Origin of the sequence: Actinomadura sp. NPDC047616 (genome assembly GCF_040642915.1) — a bacterium.
GTDB classification, from domain to species: domain Bacteria; phylum Actinomycetota; class Actinomycetes; order Streptosporangiales; family Streptosporangiaceae; genus Spirillospora; species Spirillospora miaoliensis.
On sequence record NZ_JBEYTB010000007.1, the window covers coordinates 207,061 to 222,567 of the forward strand.

The window sequence follows — 15,507 nt, forward strand, 5'->3', positions numbered from 1 at the left end:
GGAGGACCGGCGGACGATCATCTTCCGCCTCCTTGCCGAACAAGATTCGGTACTGTACTGGGGACGGCACGGTGAAAGGCGGTGTGCGATGCCCCCGACCCACGAGGTGCTCAACCAGGTCCCCCCGCACGTCGGTCACGACGTGGCCGACGACCCCGCCCTGCTGGACGGGCTGGCGCGCGAGGGCGCCGGGTGGGCGGCCGACCGGATCCACGAGCTGGGCCGCCTGGCGGGCACCGAGCAGGCGCAGGAGTGGGGACGGCTGGCCAACGAGCACCCGCCCGTCCTGCGCACCCACGACCGCTACGGGCACCGCATCGACGAGGTGGAGTTCCACCCGGCCTGGCACGAGCTGATGCGCGTCGCGGTGTCGCACGGCCTGCACGCCGCGCCCTGGGCCGACGATCGTCCCGGCGCGCACGTGGCGCGGGCCGCCGGGTTCTACGTGTGGCGGGTGGACGCCGGGCACGGCTGCCCGATCAGCATGACCTACGCGTCCGTGCCCGCGCTGCGGCAGAGCCCCGAGCTGGCCGCCGCCTACGAGCCGCTGCTGACGGCCCGCGACTACGACTTCGGCCTGCGCGCCCCGCTCACCAAGACGGGCCTGCTGGCGGGCATGTCCATGACCGAGAAGCAGGGCGGCTCGGACGTGCGCGCCAACACCACCCGCGCCGTGCCCGGACCGGACGGAGCCTTCCGCCTGACCGGGCACAAGTGGTTCACCAGCGCGCCCATGTGCGACGTGTTCCTCACCCTCGCGCAGGGCCCGGACGGGCTGACCTGCTACCTGGTGCCGCGCGTGCTGCCCGACGGGACGCTCAACCCGCTGCGGCTGATGCGGCTGAAGGACAAGCTGGGCAACCGCTCCAACGCCTCCGCCGAGATCGAGTACGACGGGGCGCTGGCCTGGCAGGTCGGCGAGGGCGGCCGCGGCGTGCGGACGATCATCGAGATGGTCAACATGACCCGGCTGGACTGCGTGGTCGGCGCCGCCGCGGGCATGCGGCACGGCACCGTCACGGCCGTCCACCACGCCGTCCACCGCCGGGCGTTCGGCCGCGCCCTGATCGACCAGCCGCTGATGCGCAACGTGCTGGCCGACCTGGCCGTGGAGTCGGAGGCCGCCACGGTGCTCATGCTCCGCCTGGCCGGGGCGACCGACCGCTCGGTGCGCGGCGACGAGGCCGAGACGGCGTTCAAGCGCCTCGCCCTGGCCGTCGGCAAGTACTGGGTGTGCAAGCGCTGGCCCGTCCACGCCGCGGAGGCGCTGGAGTGCCTGGGCGGCAACGGCTACGTGGAGGAGTCGGGCATGCCCCGCCTGTTCCGCGAGTCGCCGCTGAACTCCATCTGGGAGGGCTCGGGCAACGTCGCGGCGCTGGACGTGCTGCGCGCCATGGCCCGGGAGCCGCAGACGGTGGAGGCGTTCTTCGCCGAGCTGGACCTGGCGGCCGGCGCCGACTCCCGGCTGGACACGGCCGTCAAGCAGGTCAAGGAGTCCCTGGCCGACCTGGCCACGATCGAGATCCGCGCCCGCCGCGTCGTCGAGCGCCTCGCCCTCGTCCTGCAGGCGTCCCTGCTGGTCCGGCACGGCCACCCTGCCGTCGCCGACGCCTTCTGCGCCACCCGCCTGGACGGCGACTGGGGGTCGGCCTTCGGCACCCTGCCGCCCGGCCTCGACCTCGTCCCGATCATCGACCGCGCCCGGACGGCCTGAGCCGCGGGGAGGAACGGGCGTGGCGACCGCGTCGGCGTCCGACCGTAAGCTGTGGGCCATGTCCGCCGGGCCGCCCCAGTGCCACTGCATCATCTGCCACGACTACGGCGATCGCGACCGCCTGGACAACTTCGAGCTGCGGACCATCGTGCACATCACCGAGTACGGGTGGAGCGTGGTGCTCGTCGGGGCGGACGAGCAGGGCCCGGGCTGGGCGTACACGATCGGGCTGTGGCACAGCCACCGCTCCCCCGAGCTGGGCATGTTCGGCGGCGACGTGTACGAGATGGAGGAGGCCCTCAACGCGCTGGGCCGGCAGGTCGCCGCGGGCCGCCCGGTCGCCGACGGCGAGCGCCGCGACGACGTGCTGCGCGGCCTGCCCGCCGCGTTCCGCGCCGTGGACCCCGGCTGGTACCAGGCGATGTTCGGCGGCGCGGTGGCGTTCTACCGGCGTCCGCCGCTGCCGATCCTGCAGGCCGCCTGGCCGAATCCTGACGGGCTGTTCCCCTGGCAGCCCGGCACCGACCTGCCCTTTCGCCGCTCCCAGCCGTGGCTGTGGCTCACTCCCCGCCAGCATCCGCCGGGCGCCTGGACACGCCATCTGTGACCGGTTCGTCCGGGGCGGGCATAGGCTCGACGGGTGTTCGGTCCGCTCACCGAGTCCCTTCGGACCTCCCGTCTGCTGCTGGAGCCGCTGGCCGTCCACCACGCCGAGGAGATGGCCGAGGCGCTCGCCGACCCCAGGCTGCACCGCTACATCGGCGGGCGGCCCCTGACCGCCGCCGAGCTGCGCGTCCGCTACGCCCGCCTGGTGGCCGGGCCCGCCCCGTTCCACCAGGAGTCCTGGCTGAACTGGGTCGTCCGGCGGCGCCGCGACCGGCGCGCGGTCGGTTACGTCCAGGCCACCGTCCGGCCCGGCCCGCGCGGCCGGGAGGCCGCCGTCGCCTGGGTGATCGGCATGCCCTACCAGGGCTTCGGCTTCGCCACCGAGGCCGCCCGCGCCATGGTCGGCTGGCTCGCCGCGCACGGCGTCACCGAGATCACCGCCTCCATCCATCCGGACAACGTCGCCTCCGCCACCGTCGCCCGCCGTCTCGGCCTCCACCCCACCCCCGAGACGTCCACCGGCGAGACCGTCTGGCGCTCCGGCACCACCGGCCCCACATGACTCCGCCGCGCGCGGGCAGGCATCCGGGCGGTGACGACTCGATCTCCGCGCGGGGGTCATACGACCGGCGCGGGTAAGGGAGAATTCGGATGCCTGTCAACCACGCCGACACCGAGGAGCGGAGGACGATGCGGGAGGTCTGGCCCGGGGAGCCGTACCCGCTGGGCGCCACGTGGGACGGCACGGGCACCAACTTCGCGCTCTTCTCCGAGGTCGCGCACCGGGTGGAGCTGTGCCTGTTCGACGCGGCGGGCCGCGAGACGCGCCACGAACTGCCGGAGGTGGACGGGTTCGTCTGGCACGCCTACCTGCCGGGCGTGGGCCCCGGGCAGCGCTACGGGTACCGGGTGCACGGGCCGTACGAGCCCGAGCACGGCCACCGGTGCAACCCCGCCAAGCTGCTGCTCGACCCGTACGGCAAGGCCGTGGAGGGCGAGGTGCGCTGGCACGAGTCGCTGTTCTCCTACCGGTTCGCCGACCCCGACACGGTCAACGACGACGACAGCGCCCCCTACATGCCGAAGAACGTGGTGATCAACCCGTTCTTCGACTGGGGCGACGACCGTCCGCCGCGCGTGCCCTACCACGAGACACTGATCTACGAGGCGCACGTCAAGGGCCTGACCCGGCTGCACCCGGGGATCCCGCGGGAGCAGCGCGGCACGTACGCGGGCCTGGCCCACCCCGTCATGATCGACCACCTGAAGGACCTGGGCGTCACCGCCGTGGAGCTCATGCCGGTGCACCAGTTCATCCCCGAGCACGCCCTGGTCGCGCGCGGCCTGACCAACTACTGGGGCTACAACACCATCGGGTTCCTGGCGCCGCACAACGCCTACAGCTCCGCGGGGCAGGCCGGCGAGCAGGTGCTGGAGTTCAAGGCGATGGTGCGGGCGCTGCACGAGGCGGGCATCGAGGTCATCCTCGACGTCGTCTACAACCACACCGCCGAGGGCGACCACCTCGGGCCGACGCTGTCGTTCCGAGGCATCGACAACGCCGCCTACTACCGGCTGCGCGACGACGACAAGCGCTACCACCTCGACTACACCGGCTGCGGCAACTCGCTGAACGTGCGCAGCCCGCACGCCCTGCAGCTGATCATGGACTCGCTGCGGTACTGGGTGACGGAGATGCACGTCGACGGGTTCCGCTTCGACCTGGCCTCGGCGCTGGCCCGCGAGCTGCACGACGTGGACCGGCTGGCGGCGTTCTTCGACCTGGTGCAGCAGGACCCGGTGGTCTCCCAGGTCAAGCTGATCGCCGAGCCGTGGGACGTGGGCGAGGGCGGCTACCAGGTCGGCAACTTCCCGCCGCTGTGGACCGAGTGGAACGGCAAGTACCGCGACACGATGCGCGACTTCTGGCGCGGGCAGCCCGGCAGCATGCCCGAGTTCGCCTCCCGGCTGACCGGCTCCAGCGACCTGTACGAGAACAGCGCCCGCCGCCCCTTCGCCTCGATCAACTTCGTGACCTGCCACGACGGCTTCACCCTGGCCGACCTGGTCGCCTACAACGTCAAGCACAACGACGCCAACGGCGAGGCCAACCGGGACGGCACCGACGACAACCGGTCCTGGAACTGCGGCTACGAGGGCCCCACCACCGACCCCGAGATCCTCGACCTGCGGGCCCGCCAGCGCCGCAACTTCCTGGCCACGCTGTTCCTGTCGCAGGGCGTGCCGATGCTGTCGCACGGCGACGAGCTGGGCCGCACCCAGCACGGCAACAACAACGCCTACTGCCAGGACAACGAGCTGACCTGGGTGCGCTGGGACGACGCCGACGGCACCGGCGACCTGCTGGAGTTCGTGCGCACGCTGTCGCGGCTGCGGCACGATCACCCGGTGTTCCGGCGGCGGCGGTTCTTCCGGGGCGCGGCGCCCGGCGACGAGCAGCCCGCCGACATCGCCTGGCTGACCCCCTCCGGCGACGCCATGACCGGCGACGACTGGGCCGCGGGGTTCGCCAAGTCGCTGGGCGTCTTCCTCAACGGCGACGCCATCACCGAGCCGGACCCGCGCGGCCGCCCCGTCCGCGACGACTCGTTCCTGCTGCTGATCAACGCGCACTCCGAGCCGGTGGAGTTCACCCTGCCCGGCGCGGCCTACGGGGAGCGCTGGGAGTTCACGCTGGACACCGCCGACTGGCGCACGGTCGGCGAGCGGCCCCGGGTCAAGGCGCGCGACCAGCTGGACGTGCCGAGCCGCGCGCTGATCGTCCTGCGCCGTCTGTCGTGAGGCGCGGCCCCGCGTAGCCTCGGGCTATGCACGAGTCCCCTCAGAACGACGTGGAGCAGACGACCGACGCCGATCTGGCGTTGCGCCCCCTCGCGGCCGCCGGTGACCCGGTCCGGCTGGCCGACGCCTACGCCTATCCCCCGGGCGGGCCCTGGCTGCGGGCCAACATGATCGCCAGCGTGGACGGCGCGGCCGCCCGCGACGACCGCGCCGGCGGGCTCGGCAACGAGACCGACCGCAGGCTGCTGTCCCTGCTGCGCGGCCTGGCCGACGTGGTGATCGTCGGCGCGGGCACGGTCCGCGCCGAGGGCTACGGGCCGGTCCGCCCCGGCCCCGGCGGCTGGGAGAAGCTGCGCGCCGACCGTCCCCCCGTGCCGCCGCTGGCGATCGTGTCGCGCCGTCTCGACCTGGACCTGGACGCCCCCGTCTTCACCGACGCCGACCCGGCGGCCCGCACCATCCTGCTGACGACGCGCACCGCGCCGCCGGGGCGCGTGCGCGCCGCCGCCGAACGCGCCGAGGTGATCGTCGCGGGCGAGGACCGGCTCGACTTCGCCGCCGCCGTCGCCGAGCTGGTGGCGCGCGGCCACGAGCGGCTGCTGTGCGAGGGCGGCCCGCGGGTGCTGGCGCAGGTCGTGGCGACCGGGGTGCTGGACGAGATGTGCCTGACGGTCAGCCCCATGCTGCTGTCGGGCGGCGCCTTCCGGATCCTCAACGGCCCGGCGGTGCCCGTCCCGCCCCGGCTGCGCCTGGCCGCGGCCTACCAGGACGACGAGGACTTCCTGTTCCTGCGCTACGTCCGCCGGAGGTAGCGCAGGAACGACACGCCCTCGTCCTCGCAGCGGCGTGTGGTGGGCGGCGCCGAGCGGCTGACCACCACGATCGGGGCGGGCGGCGCGGCGGGCTCGCGCGGCAGGTGGCGCATGACCGGCAGGTCAGCGCGAAGGCTTTCCGGTCCGTTTCCCTGTTTTGTCACAGCTCAAGGCCAAGATGGGGGCATGGACCTGCCCATCAGCCCGCCCCTGTCGCCGATGCTCGCCAAGGCCGTCAAGACCATGCCCAAGGGCGATCTGCTGTACGAGCCCAAATGGGACGGCTTCCGCTGCGTGGTGTTCCGCGACGGCGACGAGGTGGAACTGTCCAGCCGCGGCGAGCGGCCGCTGACCCGCTACTTCCCCGAGCTGGTCGAGGCGGTGCGGCGGGAGCTGCCCGAACGCTGCGTGGTGGACGGCGAGATCGTCATGCGCCGCGGCACGCGGCTGGACTTCGACGCCCTGCAGCAGCGCATCCACCCGGCCGCCTCGCGCATCAACCTGCTGGCCGAGCAGACCCCGGCCTCGTTCGTCGCCTTCGACCTGCTGGCGCTCGGCGACGAGTCGCTGCTGGAGACGCCGCTGGGCGAGCGGCGCCGGCGCCTGGTGGAGGCCCTGGCCGGCGCCGGGCCGAGCATCCACGTCACGCCCGCCTCCGACTCCTACGACCTGGCGCTGCGCTGGTTCGACGAGTTCGAGGGCGCCGGGCTCGACGGCGTGATCGCCAAGCCCGTCGACATCACCTACCAGCCCGACAAGCGCGCCATGTTCAAGATCAAGCACGAGCGGACCGCGGACTGCGTGGTGGCGGGCTTCCGCTGGCACAAGTCCGGGCCGATCGTCGGGTCGCTCCTGCTCGGCCTCTACAACGACCGGGGGGCGCTGCAGCACGTCGGCGTGTCGGCCTCCTTCCCGATGAAGCGCCGGGCCGAGCTCGTGCACGAGCTGGAGCCGTACCGGATGACCGACCTGTCCGGCCACCCGTGGGAGGGCTGGGCCCGGCAGACCGAGGCGACGGTCGACCGCATGCCCGGCGCGGTCTCCCGCTGGACCGGCAAGAAGGACCTGTCCTGGGTGGCGCTGCGTCCGGAGCTGGTGGTGGAGGTCGCCTACGACGGCATGGAGGGCGACCGGTTCCGCCACACCGCCCGCTTCCGCCGCTGGCGCACCGACCGCACCCCCGGCTCGTGCACCTACGAGCAGCTGGAGATCCCCGTCGCCTACGACCTGGACAACATCCTCAGCGGAGGGGCCGACGCGCCCCGCGCCGACGGGTGACGTCCCCGGACGCCGGGAGCGGTGTGCCCACAGTGAAGCTTGGGCACACCACTCCTCGCCCTGCTCCTCAGGGGGCGCCCCCTGGAAGGGGTTACGGGCGCTGGGTCTCGTTGCGCACCGTCTCCTCGACCAGGTCGCGCTTGGCACGCGCCTCCATGCCGCTGACGTACGGGCGCAGGTAGGTCTGGTTCAGGCCGGGGACGCGGTCCTCGATGACGAAGGTCGCCTTGGTGGAGGCCTGGGCGTCGCGGGTCCGCACGGTCGGCACCGTCTTGAAGTCGGCGCGCAGCTCGTCCTTGCCGATGCGCGTCATCACGTAGCCGCGCTGGTTGTTGTAGAACTTCAGGTGCGGGTTGATCTTCAGGAAGGGGTGGGCGGCCGGGTCGGAGTCGGCGCCGTCCCCGCCGCTGGTGATCGACGAGCAGACCAGCTCGGCCCCGACCGTCTTCGAGGCGGGGTCGTCGTAGTCGACCTTCAGCTCGCTGGCCCAGTGGGCGTGCACGTCGCCGGTGAGCACGACGGGGTTGCGCACCTTGGCGTCGATCCAGCCCCGGGTGATGCGGCCGCGGGAGGCAACGTAGCCGTCCCAGGCGTCCATGCTGGTCACCTTGGCCGGGCCGGCGTTGTTGTCGCGCTGGGCGAAGAACACCTGCTGGCCGATGACGTCCCAGCGCGCGGTGGAGCGGCGGAACCCGTCGAGCAGCCACCGCTCCTGCCGGGGCCCGGTGATCGACCGGGACGTGTCGGACGCGGCGGCGCACTCCTTGTAGCCGTCGCCGCAGGCCTGGTCGTCGCGGAACTGCCGGGTGTCGAGCATGTGGAAGTTGGCCAGGCGGCCCCACCGGACGCGCCGGTAGATCTGGATGTTCGGGCCGTTCGGCACCGACGCGCGGCGCAGCGGCATGTTCTCGTAGTACGCCTGGAACGCCGCGGCGCGCCGCCGCATGAACTCGTCGGGGTCGGGCGTGTCGGAGCCGGCCTCGGGCACCGGTCCGGCCCAGTTGTTCTCGACCTCGTGGTCGTCGAACACCACCAGCCACGGGGCGGCGGCGTGCGCGGCCTGCAGGTCGGGGTCGGACTTGTACTGGGCGTGCCGCTGCCGGTAGTTCGCCAGCGTGACGGTCTCGGGCCCCTCGTGGTCGCGGACGTTGCCGCCGGGGACGGTGTAGACGTCCGCCCGGTACTCGTACTGGTAGTCGCCCAGGTGCAGGACCAGGTCGGGGTGCTCCTCGGCCAGCCGCCCGTAGGCGGTGAAGTAGCCGTGCTCGTACTGCGAGCACGACACGAACGCCATGGCCAGCGCGGGCCCGAAGGCGTCGGGGCGCGGCGCGGTGCGGGCCCGTCCGACCGGCGAGACGTACCCGGCGGCGCGGAACCGGTACCAGTAGTCGCGGTCGGGCCTGAGGCCGTTCAGCTCGACGTGCACGCTGTGCGCCGACTCGGGCCGCGCGATGGCGACGCCCCGCCGTTCGATCTTGCGGAACCGCGGGTCGGAGGCGACCTGCCACTCCACCGGAACGTTCAGCGCCGGCATGCCGCCGAGGCCGTCCTCGGCCAGCGGCTCCAGGGCCAGCCGCGTCCACAGCACGAAGCCGTCGTGGTCGGGGTCGCCCGAGGCGACGCCCAGGGTGAACGGGTCGGTGGTCAGCTTCCCGGGACGCCGCCGCGCGGCGGCCTCCGCCGGTCCGGCGATCGCGGGCAGCGCCGCGGCGGTGCCGACGGCCACCCCCGCGGTGACGAGGAAGGATCTCCGGTTGAGCGGGTGCGCGGCAGCGGCCATGAGGTGCCCTTTCGGGAGATGTCCGACATCAATCGGCGGACAGCTTCACCACGGCCGATGGCCGGGGGGTTGTAGAGGGGTGACGGCCCACCCAACAAGAACGATCGATTCACGTCCGCCATGAGAATCCCGGCGGCGCCGCACCGCGTCCGCGATCCGCTCGCCACCGCCCCGAGAACGCCCCCATTCCCGCACCAGAACGCACGTCAGACCACGTGAGCCGGCTGATCACCCCCGCATCGGGATACCCTCACGAACACCAAGTACTCCCCTCGTGACGCAATGTGATCGCGTCGGCCCAGCGGCTTTCCCGTCCACCTCACCCACCGGCCATCTCCGGCTGCCGTCGCCCGGACTGGCCTGCCGGTGCCGGTCAGGGGCGAGGGGACGGGCGAGTCCAGCGGCGCTGACCGGGTCGGCGCCCCATCGCCGCGCCACAGCGGGGGCAGACGCGCCGCACGCGGTCCGCCGAGCCCCCTGATTCGGGTTGGACGTCCTCCCAGGTGACGTGCGGGAACCGGAGCAGTCGTGTGCGACTGAGCGCCAGCCCGCACACCGTCTGGTTCGTCCCGGGACGCCACGCGTGGACCTCGCCGGCCGGCAGCCGGATCCCGTCAGGGTCCCTCCAGGTGCTGGACGCGGCCACGGCCGCCCTGTCTCCTCCGGCCATGTCCCTCCCGTGCTCTCCAGCGTTCCCCGTCGCCTTCCTGGTCCTCGTCGTGGCGGTCACCGTCGAGATCATCCGGCTGGGCCTGCGGTGGGCCCGGCGGCGCGGTCGGCGTCGGCCAAGGCACGGTACGGCGAGGTGACCAGGGAGCGGCTTCCCCGCGTTCTTCCCGTGCGCAGTGTCAGCCGCCGATGTGCTCCGGTGACGCGTGCAGTGGCAGGGAGAGGACCATGCGGGTTCCGCAGCTGGGATCCTCGGCCATTCCCAGCGTGCCGCCGTGGGCCTGGGCGATCTGGCGGGCGATCGGCAGGCCCAGACCCGTGCCCGACGGGTCGCGGTCGCGGGCGTCGCGGCGGCGGTAGAAGCGGTCGAAGACCTTTTCGCGTTCGCCGGGCGGGATTCCGGTTCCGTCGTCGACGACCTCCAGGACGGCCCGGTCGCCCTCGGTGGTGACCGACACCTCGATCCTGCTGCGGGCGTGGCGTTCGGCGTTGGTCATCAGGTTGCTCAGCAGGCGGGCCAGGCGGATGGGCGAGCCGTCCACGACGACGCCCGGTGCCAGCCGGGTGGTGATGGCGAAGGCGGGCCTGCGCAGGGCCAGCTCGGCCTGGACCACACCGGCCAGGTCGACCGGCTGGGTCGAGACCGGCACGCCCGCGTCGAGCTGGGCGAGTTCCAGCAGGTCGGAGACGATGCCGCCGAGCCGCTCGGCGTCGTGACGCACCGCGTGCAGGATCTGGCGCAGATCGGCCTCCGGGTCGGAGAAGGCCTCCTCCAGCCGGGTCAGCAGGCCGGTGATCGGTGCACGCAGATCGTGGGAGGTGTCGCTGATGGCCTGGCGCTGCTGCTCCACCGCCTGCCGCAGCCTGTCGGCGGTCTGGCGTTCCTTGGCCCGGGCATGGCGCAGCCGCTGGTTGATCTGCTGGAGTTCGCGGGCCCGCGCGAATATCTCGGCCTCGACCAGCCCCCTGCGCTCGGCGGGCGAGCCGGTACCGGGCTCACTGGCCCGCCGAAGCTGATCGACGAAGGCGGTGACCTCCTCCAGCCGGATGATGACGCCGACGACCTTTCCGTCCGGGTCCTGTATCGGGGCGTTGACGGCGTTCCAGTAGCGCTCCTCGAACGTCCCCGGCCGTCCGGGGACCTCCACGTCGTAGCGCTGCAGCGCCATGACGTCGACCTCGCCGTCGGCCACCACCCGGTCCAGCGAGGCCCGCAGTTCCGCGCAGCCGTGGCCCGCGGGCCCGCCGGGGAACAGCTCGAGGATGCGCCGGCCGATCAGCTGGTCGCGGCTGCGTCCCAGCATTCGCTCGTAGGCGCGGTTCACCACGACGTACTCCAGGTCGGGCGACAGCACCGCCGCGGCGACCGGGGACGCCTCGAACACCTGCGCGAAATCTATCTCCGCCATCGCACGGCTCCGGGTCCTTGAGGGCGACGGCAGGCGGCTCCGCAGTCCGCGGACGACCGCCTGACCCCGGGTTTCCCGGAAAGCACGATCCCCCGATCCGGGTGACCCAAAACACACTATTGCGACACCGAAGGCCCCTGACCAGGGCGTATCCACCTGTGGCGACACGGACGGCCCGACCATCAGGCCGGTGCGGCCTCGCCCCGAGCTCTGCCGCGGCCGCGCGGGCCTGCGGCGCTCCAGACGATCGGAGCCCGCGAGAAGGGCCGGCGGGGTGGCGGGAAAGAAAGAGAGGACGGAATACGGATTGGATGATAGGGTCTGCTGCGCATGGCAGACACAACACACCAATCCTATGAATAGGAGTGTACCGGCTCCATGGCTACCCGTCAAGACGCAACCCCTCAAGCCGTGTCAACCCCCGGGCGCGAGAAATCGGGGGACGGTGCGGACGAGGACGTGCGGCACGCCGCCGTGCGGGCCGAGCAGGAGTACGTGACGCGGGTGTACGACAGGCTCGACGAGGAGCGCGCCGAGGCCGAGGCGGCGCTGCGGGCCGGGCCGGGCGAGGGCGGCGGCAGCGCGTTCTCGGCGCAGGTGGAGCGGACGGTCGTCGCCGGGGAGCGGGCCCGCCGGCTGTCCCGGCTCAACGCGGTGGAGCGCGGGCTGTGCTTCGGCCGCGTCGACCACCGCCCGGACGGGGACGGCGAACCGGGCGACACGTTCTACATCGGCCGGATCGGGCTGCGCGACGAGAACCGCGAGCCGCTCCTGATCGACTGGCGCGCCCCCGCGGCGCGTCCCTTCTACACCGCGACGCCGGGCTCGCCCGGCACGCTGGCCCGCCGCCGTCACCTGCACCTGCGCGGCCGCACGGTGGTGGGCATCGACGACGAGGTGTTCGACCTGGACGGGCTCAGCGAGGACGACCGGAGCACCCTGGTCGGCGAGGCGGCGCTGCTGGCCACGCTGCGCCGCGGCCGCACGGGCCGGATGAGCGACGTGGTCGCCACCATCCAGGAGGAGCAGGACCAGGTGATCCGCGCGGGCCTGCCGGGGATCCTGGTCGTCCAGGGCGGCCCGGGCACCGGCAAGACGGTCGCCGCGCTGCACCGCGCCGCGTACCTGCTCTACACCCACCGGGACGTGCTGGAGCGGCGGGGCGTGCTGGTGGTGGGGCCGAACGCCACGTTCCTGCGGTACATCGAGCAGGTGCTGCCGGGGCTCGGCGAGACGGACGTGGCGCTGGCGACGGTCGGCGAGCTGTTCCCCGGGGTGCGCGCCACCGCCGCCGAGACGCCCGAGGTCGCCGTGCTCAAGGGCGGGCTGCGGATGGCGGGCCTGGTGGAGGCCGCCGTACGGGACCGCCAGCGCGTTCCCGACGGCGACCTGGAGGTGGAGTCGGACGGGCTGACGCTGCGCGTCGACCACGAGACGTGCCTGCGTGTCCGCGACCGTGCCCGCGCGCTGCGCGCCCCGCACAACGTGCAGCGCAGGCTGTTCGTGCACGAGATGCTGGAGGCGCTCGCGCTGAACCGCGCCGAGCAGTACGACCGCATGACCGACGAGCCCCTGGAGCAGATGGCGCGCGACGGGGGCCTGCCCGAATGGCTCCAGGAGCTGATCGCCGAGAGCGCCGACGAGCCGCTGCTGGACGAGGCGGACCTGCGGCTGGCCAAGGAGGCGCTGTGGCACGACCCGGCGGTGCGGGCGGCGCTGGACGGGCTGTGGCCGGAGCTGACGCCGGGCCGCCTGCTGGAGGAGCTGTTCGCCGACCGGGAGGCGGTCGGCAGGGCCGGGGCGGCGGCGGGCCTGGAGGAGGCCGAGTGCGACCTGCTGGTGCGCCCGCCGGGCGGCCCGTGGACGATCTCGGACGTGCCGCTGCTGGACGAGGCGGCCGAGCTGCTCGGCGAGGACGACCGGGCGGGCCGGGCCCGCGCCCGCGCCGCCGCGGCCGAACGCGCCGAGGAGGAGCTGTACGCGCGGGAGGTGATCCAGGTGACCGGGCTGACGGAGGTCGAGGGCCTGGACGCGGGCCTGCTGGCCGGCCGGCACCACGACGACGGGCCGCCGCGGACCACCGCCGAGCGGGCCGCCGCCGACCGCACCTGGGTCTACGGGCACGTGATCGTGGACGAGGCGCAGGAGCTGTCGGAGATGGCCTGGCGGACGGTGATGCGCCGGATCCCGACGCGGTCCCTGACGGTGGTGGGCGACATCGCGCAGACCGGCAGCCCGGCGGGCGCGCGCTCGTGGGGCCAGATGCTCGACCGGTACGTCACCGACGGCTGGCGGGAGCAGCGGCTGCTGGTCAACTACCGCACCCCGGCGGTGATCATGCGGGTGGCCGAGGACGTGCTGGCGGCGGTGGCGCCCGACCAGACGGCGCCGCGGGCGGTCCGCGACGACGGCCCGCCGCCGGTCGCCGTCCGCGTCCCCGGTGAGGAGACGGCGACGCGGCTGCGGGCGCTGGTGGAGGCGGAGCTCGGCGAGATCGCCGCCGGCACCGAGGGACGGCTCGCGGTGATCACCTCGGCGGCGCGGCACGCCGTCGCGCGGGCGGCGCTGCCGGACGCGCCCGCGGGGGCGACGCCGGAGGCGCTGGACTCCCCCGTGGTCGTGCTGACCTGCGAGGAGGCCAAGGGCCTGGAGTTCGACGCGGTGGTCGTCGTGGACCCGGCGGGGATCGTGGCGCAGTCGCCGCGCGGCGGCCAGGACCTGTACGTGGCGATCACCCGGGCGACCCGGCGGCTGACCGTGGTGCACGACGGCGACCTGCCGCCGATGCTGGCGCGGCTGGCGTCCCGCTGAGCTCTCCCCCGGGCTCCCGCCGGGACCCGCGTCCGCGGCGTGCCCGCCGCACCGGCGCACGCCGCGGACGCGCCGCTCACCCCTCGTACGGCAGCAGTTCCTTGTCGATCTCCTGCCAGCGGCCGCGCAGGGCCCGCAGGACGTCGGGATGCCTTGCGGCGAGGTCGGCCTGCTCGCGCGGGTCGGCGGTCAGGTCGTGCAGCGTCTCGCCGTCCTGGCGGCGCAGGTACTTCCACCGGCCGCGGCGCACCGCGCCCTCGGCGCGCGTCCGCCAGAACAGGTCGCGTTCGGGCGGCCGCGCGCCCTTGAGCAGGTAGGGAACGAGGCTGTGCCCGTCCAGCGGGTGGCTCGCGGCGGGCCGGATCCCGGCGGCCTCCAGGATCGTCGCCGTCCAGTCGTGTGTGATCACCGGGACGTGGCTGACCTGGCGGGGGCGGATGCGGGCGGGCCAGCGCAGGATGTTCGGCACCCGGATGCCGCCCTCGTTCAGCCCGCCCTTGGCGCCCGACAGCGGCCACTGGTACGACCACCGCTCCCCGCCGTTGTCGCTGGTGAACAACACGAACGTGTCGCGTTCCCGGCCGCTGTCGCGCAGCGCCCGCAGCACCCGGCCGACGGCGGCGTCCAGGGCCTCCACCATCTTGGTGTAGGTGGCGAGCGAGCCGCCGTCGGCGTGCCGGAGCGCCCGTCCGTCGCCCGCCTTCACCCGGGCGGTGATCTCGGCGCTTACGGCGCGGTCGCCGGGCGCCTCCCACGGCCAGTGCGGCGCGGTGAAGTTGAGGTTGAGCAGCCACGGCCGGTCCCGGTGGTCGCGGACGAAGCCGGCGGCGCGGTCGGCGATGACGTCGGTGTAGTACTCCAGGGACTCGGCCGGGACCTCCCCCTCGTACAGGTCGGCCCCGGTGCTGGAGATCTTGGAGTAGTAGTCGACGGCGCCGGACAGGTTGCCGAAGAAGGTGTCCCAGCCCGACTTGAGGGGGCTGTACCAGGGCAGGAAGCCGCAGTGCCACTTGCCGAACATGGCGGTGGCGTACCCGGCGCCGCGCAGCAGCGAGGCGAGGGTGGGGTGGCCGGGCGGGATGCCGTGCAGCTCGTCGGGCCGGGCGATCGGCTCCTCCAGCCCGCCGCGCAGCCGTCCCGGATAGCGGCCGGTGTAGAGGGCGAACCGGGTGGGCGAGCAGACGGCGGCGGCCGAGTAGGCGTCGGTGAACCGCACGCCCTCCCGGGCGAGCCGGTCCAGGTGGGGCGTGCGGATCCGCGGCGCCCCGTAGCAGCCCAGGTCGGCCCAGCCCAGGTCGTCGCCGATGATGATCAGGAAGTTCGGCCGTCCGGTGCCCGCGGCGCGCGGGTCGGCGCGGAAGGGCCGCTCGTCCGCGTCCGCCCGCGCGCCGCCCTCGCCCAGCACCGTCCCGGCGACGGTGCCCGCCGCCACCGTCCCGAGCGCCGCCGTGACGCCCCGTCTGCCGATCCGCTCCGCCGCCACCCGGACCACCATTCCCTACTATTTCGATTAAGTTTGGTCGAATAGTAGGGAATTGGGATCATCGCCCGCAATGTCGGGTCGATCACCGACCGATGCGGGGCGGCGCGACCCCGGTCGACCGACAGATGCCGCGGCTCCGGGCA

General features: G+C 73.5%; 11 protein-coding genes. 7 read left to right on the top strand and 4 right to left on the bottom strand.

Annotated elements, in window-relative coordinates; genetic code table 11:
- Nucleotides 1-88 precede the first annotated feature (88 nt).
- The 5 genes from ABZ801_RS18790 to ABZ801_RS18810 all read left to right on the top strand — a co-directional run bounded on the left by ABZ801_RS18790 (nt 89) and on the right by ABZ801_RS18810 (nt 5,934).
- On the top strand, nt 89-1,714 hold the full coding sequence (locus ABZ801_RS18790) for an acyl-CoA dehydrogenase family protein (protein WP_360699170.1): 1,626 nt from the start codon (nt 89-91) through the stop codon (nt 1,712-1,714).
- A 19-nt stretch (nt 1,715-1,733) separates the two neighbouring features.
- The gene (locus tag ABZ801_RS18795; RefSeq protein ID WP_360699172.1) at nt 1,734-2,321 is read left to right on the top strand and encodes a DUF4262 domain-containing protein; all 588 of its coding nucleotides are present in this window, start codon (nt 1,734-1,736) and stop codon (nt 2,319-2,321) included.
- Nucleotides 2,322-2,354: 33 nt separating this feature from the next.
- Entirely contained in the window at nt 2,355-2,882 is a 528-nt protein-coding gene (locus ABZ801_RS18800) for a GNAT family N-acetyltransferase (RefSeq protein WP_360699174.1), read from the top strand.
- A gap of 128 nt (nt 2,883-3,010) precedes the next feature.
- Nucleotides 3,011-5,122 carry a glycogen debranching protein GlgX gene (glgX, locus tag ABZ801_RS18805; protein ID WP_360699534.1) on the top strand — a complete coding sequence of 704 codons (2,112 nt, stop codon included), beginning with the start codon at nt 3,011-3,013 and terminating at the stop codon, nt 5,120-5,122.
- Between the two features lie 26 nt (nt 5,123-5,148).
- Entirely contained in the window at nt 5,149-5,934 is a 786-nt protein-coding gene (locus tag ABZ801_RS18810; protein ID WP_360699176.1) for a pyrimidine reductase family protein, read from the top strand.
- Here the strand turns inward: ABZ801_RS18810 and ABZ801_RS18815 are convergent.
- A complete protein-coding gene (locus ABZ801_RS18815; protein WP_360699178.1) occupies nt 5,916-6,047 on the bottom strand; it encodes a hypothetical protein in 132 nt (43 codons plus the stop codon). The genes ABZ801_RS18810 and ABZ801_RS18815 overlap by 19 nt on opposite strands.
- 73 nt (nt 6,048-6,120) lie before the next feature.
- On the opposite strand from ABZ801_RS18815, the gene ABZ801_RS18820 reads away from it, so the two are divergent.
- The gene (locus ABZ801_RS18820) at nt 6,121-7,212 is read left to right on the top strand and encodes an ATP-dependent DNA ligase (RefSeq protein ID WP_360699180.1); all 1,092 of its coding nucleotides are present in this window, start codon (nt 6,121-6,123) and stop codon (nt 7,210-7,212) included.
- 91 nt (nt 7,213-7,303) lie between these two features.
- Here ABZ801_RS18820 and ABZ801_RS18825 read toward each other — a convergent pair whose 3' ends face one another.
- Nucleotides 7,304-8,992: an alkaline phosphatase D family protein gene (locus ABZ801_RS18825; RefSeq protein ID WP_360699182.1), complete on the bottom strand. Its 1,689-nt coding sequence runs from the start codon at nt 8,990-8,992 to the stop codon at nt 7,304-7,306.
- A gap of 848 nt (nt 8,993-9,840) precedes the next feature.
- Nucleotides 9,841-11,070: a PAS domain-containing sensor histidine kinase gene (locus tag ABZ801_RS18830; protein WP_360699184.1), complete on the bottom strand. Its 1,230-nt coding sequence runs from the start codon at nt 11,068-11,070 to the stop codon at nt 9,841-9,843.
- Between the two features lie 411 nt (nt 11,071-11,481).
- On the opposite strand from ABZ801_RS18830, the gene ABZ801_RS18835 reads away from it, so the two are divergent.
- Entirely contained in the window at nt 11,482-13,881 is a 2,400-nt protein-coding gene (locus tag ABZ801_RS18835) for an ATP-binding domain-containing protein (protein WP_360699186.1), read from the top strand.
- Nucleotides 13,882-13,957: 76 nt separating this feature from the next.
- Here ABZ801_RS18835 and ABZ801_RS18840 read toward each other — a convergent pair whose 3' ends face one another.
- Nucleotides 13,958-15,364 (bottom strand): sulfatase-like hydrolase/transferase, encoded by a 1,407-nt coding sequence (locus ABZ801_RS18840; protein ID WP_360699188.1) that lies wholly within the window; start codon nt 15,362-15,364, stop codon nt 13,958-13,960.
- Nucleotides 15,365-15,507 lie beyond the last annotated feature (143 nt).

What these genes read in the sequence shown, in the direction of transcription:
- ABZ801_RS18790 (WP_360699170.1), top strand. Translation starts at nt 89, where the DNA reads ATGCCCCCGACCCACGAGGTGCTCAACCAGGTCCCCCCGCACGTCGGT.
- glgX (WP_360699534.1), top strand. Translation starts at nt 3,011, where the DNA reads ATGCGGGAGGTCTGGCCCGGGGAGCCGTACCCGCTGGGCGCCACGTGG.
- ABZ801_RS18810 (WP_360699176.1), top strand. Translation starts at nt 5,149, where the DNA reads ATGCACGAGTCCCCTCAGAACGACGTGGAGCAGACGACCGACGCCGAT.
- ABZ801_RS18815 (WP_360699178.1), bottom strand. Translation starts at nt 6,047, where the DNA reads ATGCGCCACCTGCCGCGCGAGCCCGCCGCGCCGCCCGCCCCGATCGTG.
- ABZ801_RS18820 (WP_360699180.1), top strand. Translation starts at nt 6,121, where the DNA reads ATGGACCTGCCCATCAGCCCGCCCCTGTCGCCGATGCTCGCCAAGGCC.
- ABZ801_RS18825 (WP_360699182.1), bottom strand. Translation starts at nt 8,992, where the DNA reads ATGGCCGCTGCCGCGCACCCGCTCAACCGGAGATCCTTCCTCGTCACC.
- ABZ801_RS18830 (WP_360699184.1), bottom strand. Translation starts at nt 11,070, where the DNA reads ATGGCGGAGATAGATTTCGCGCAGGTGTTCGAGGCGTCCCCGGTCGCC.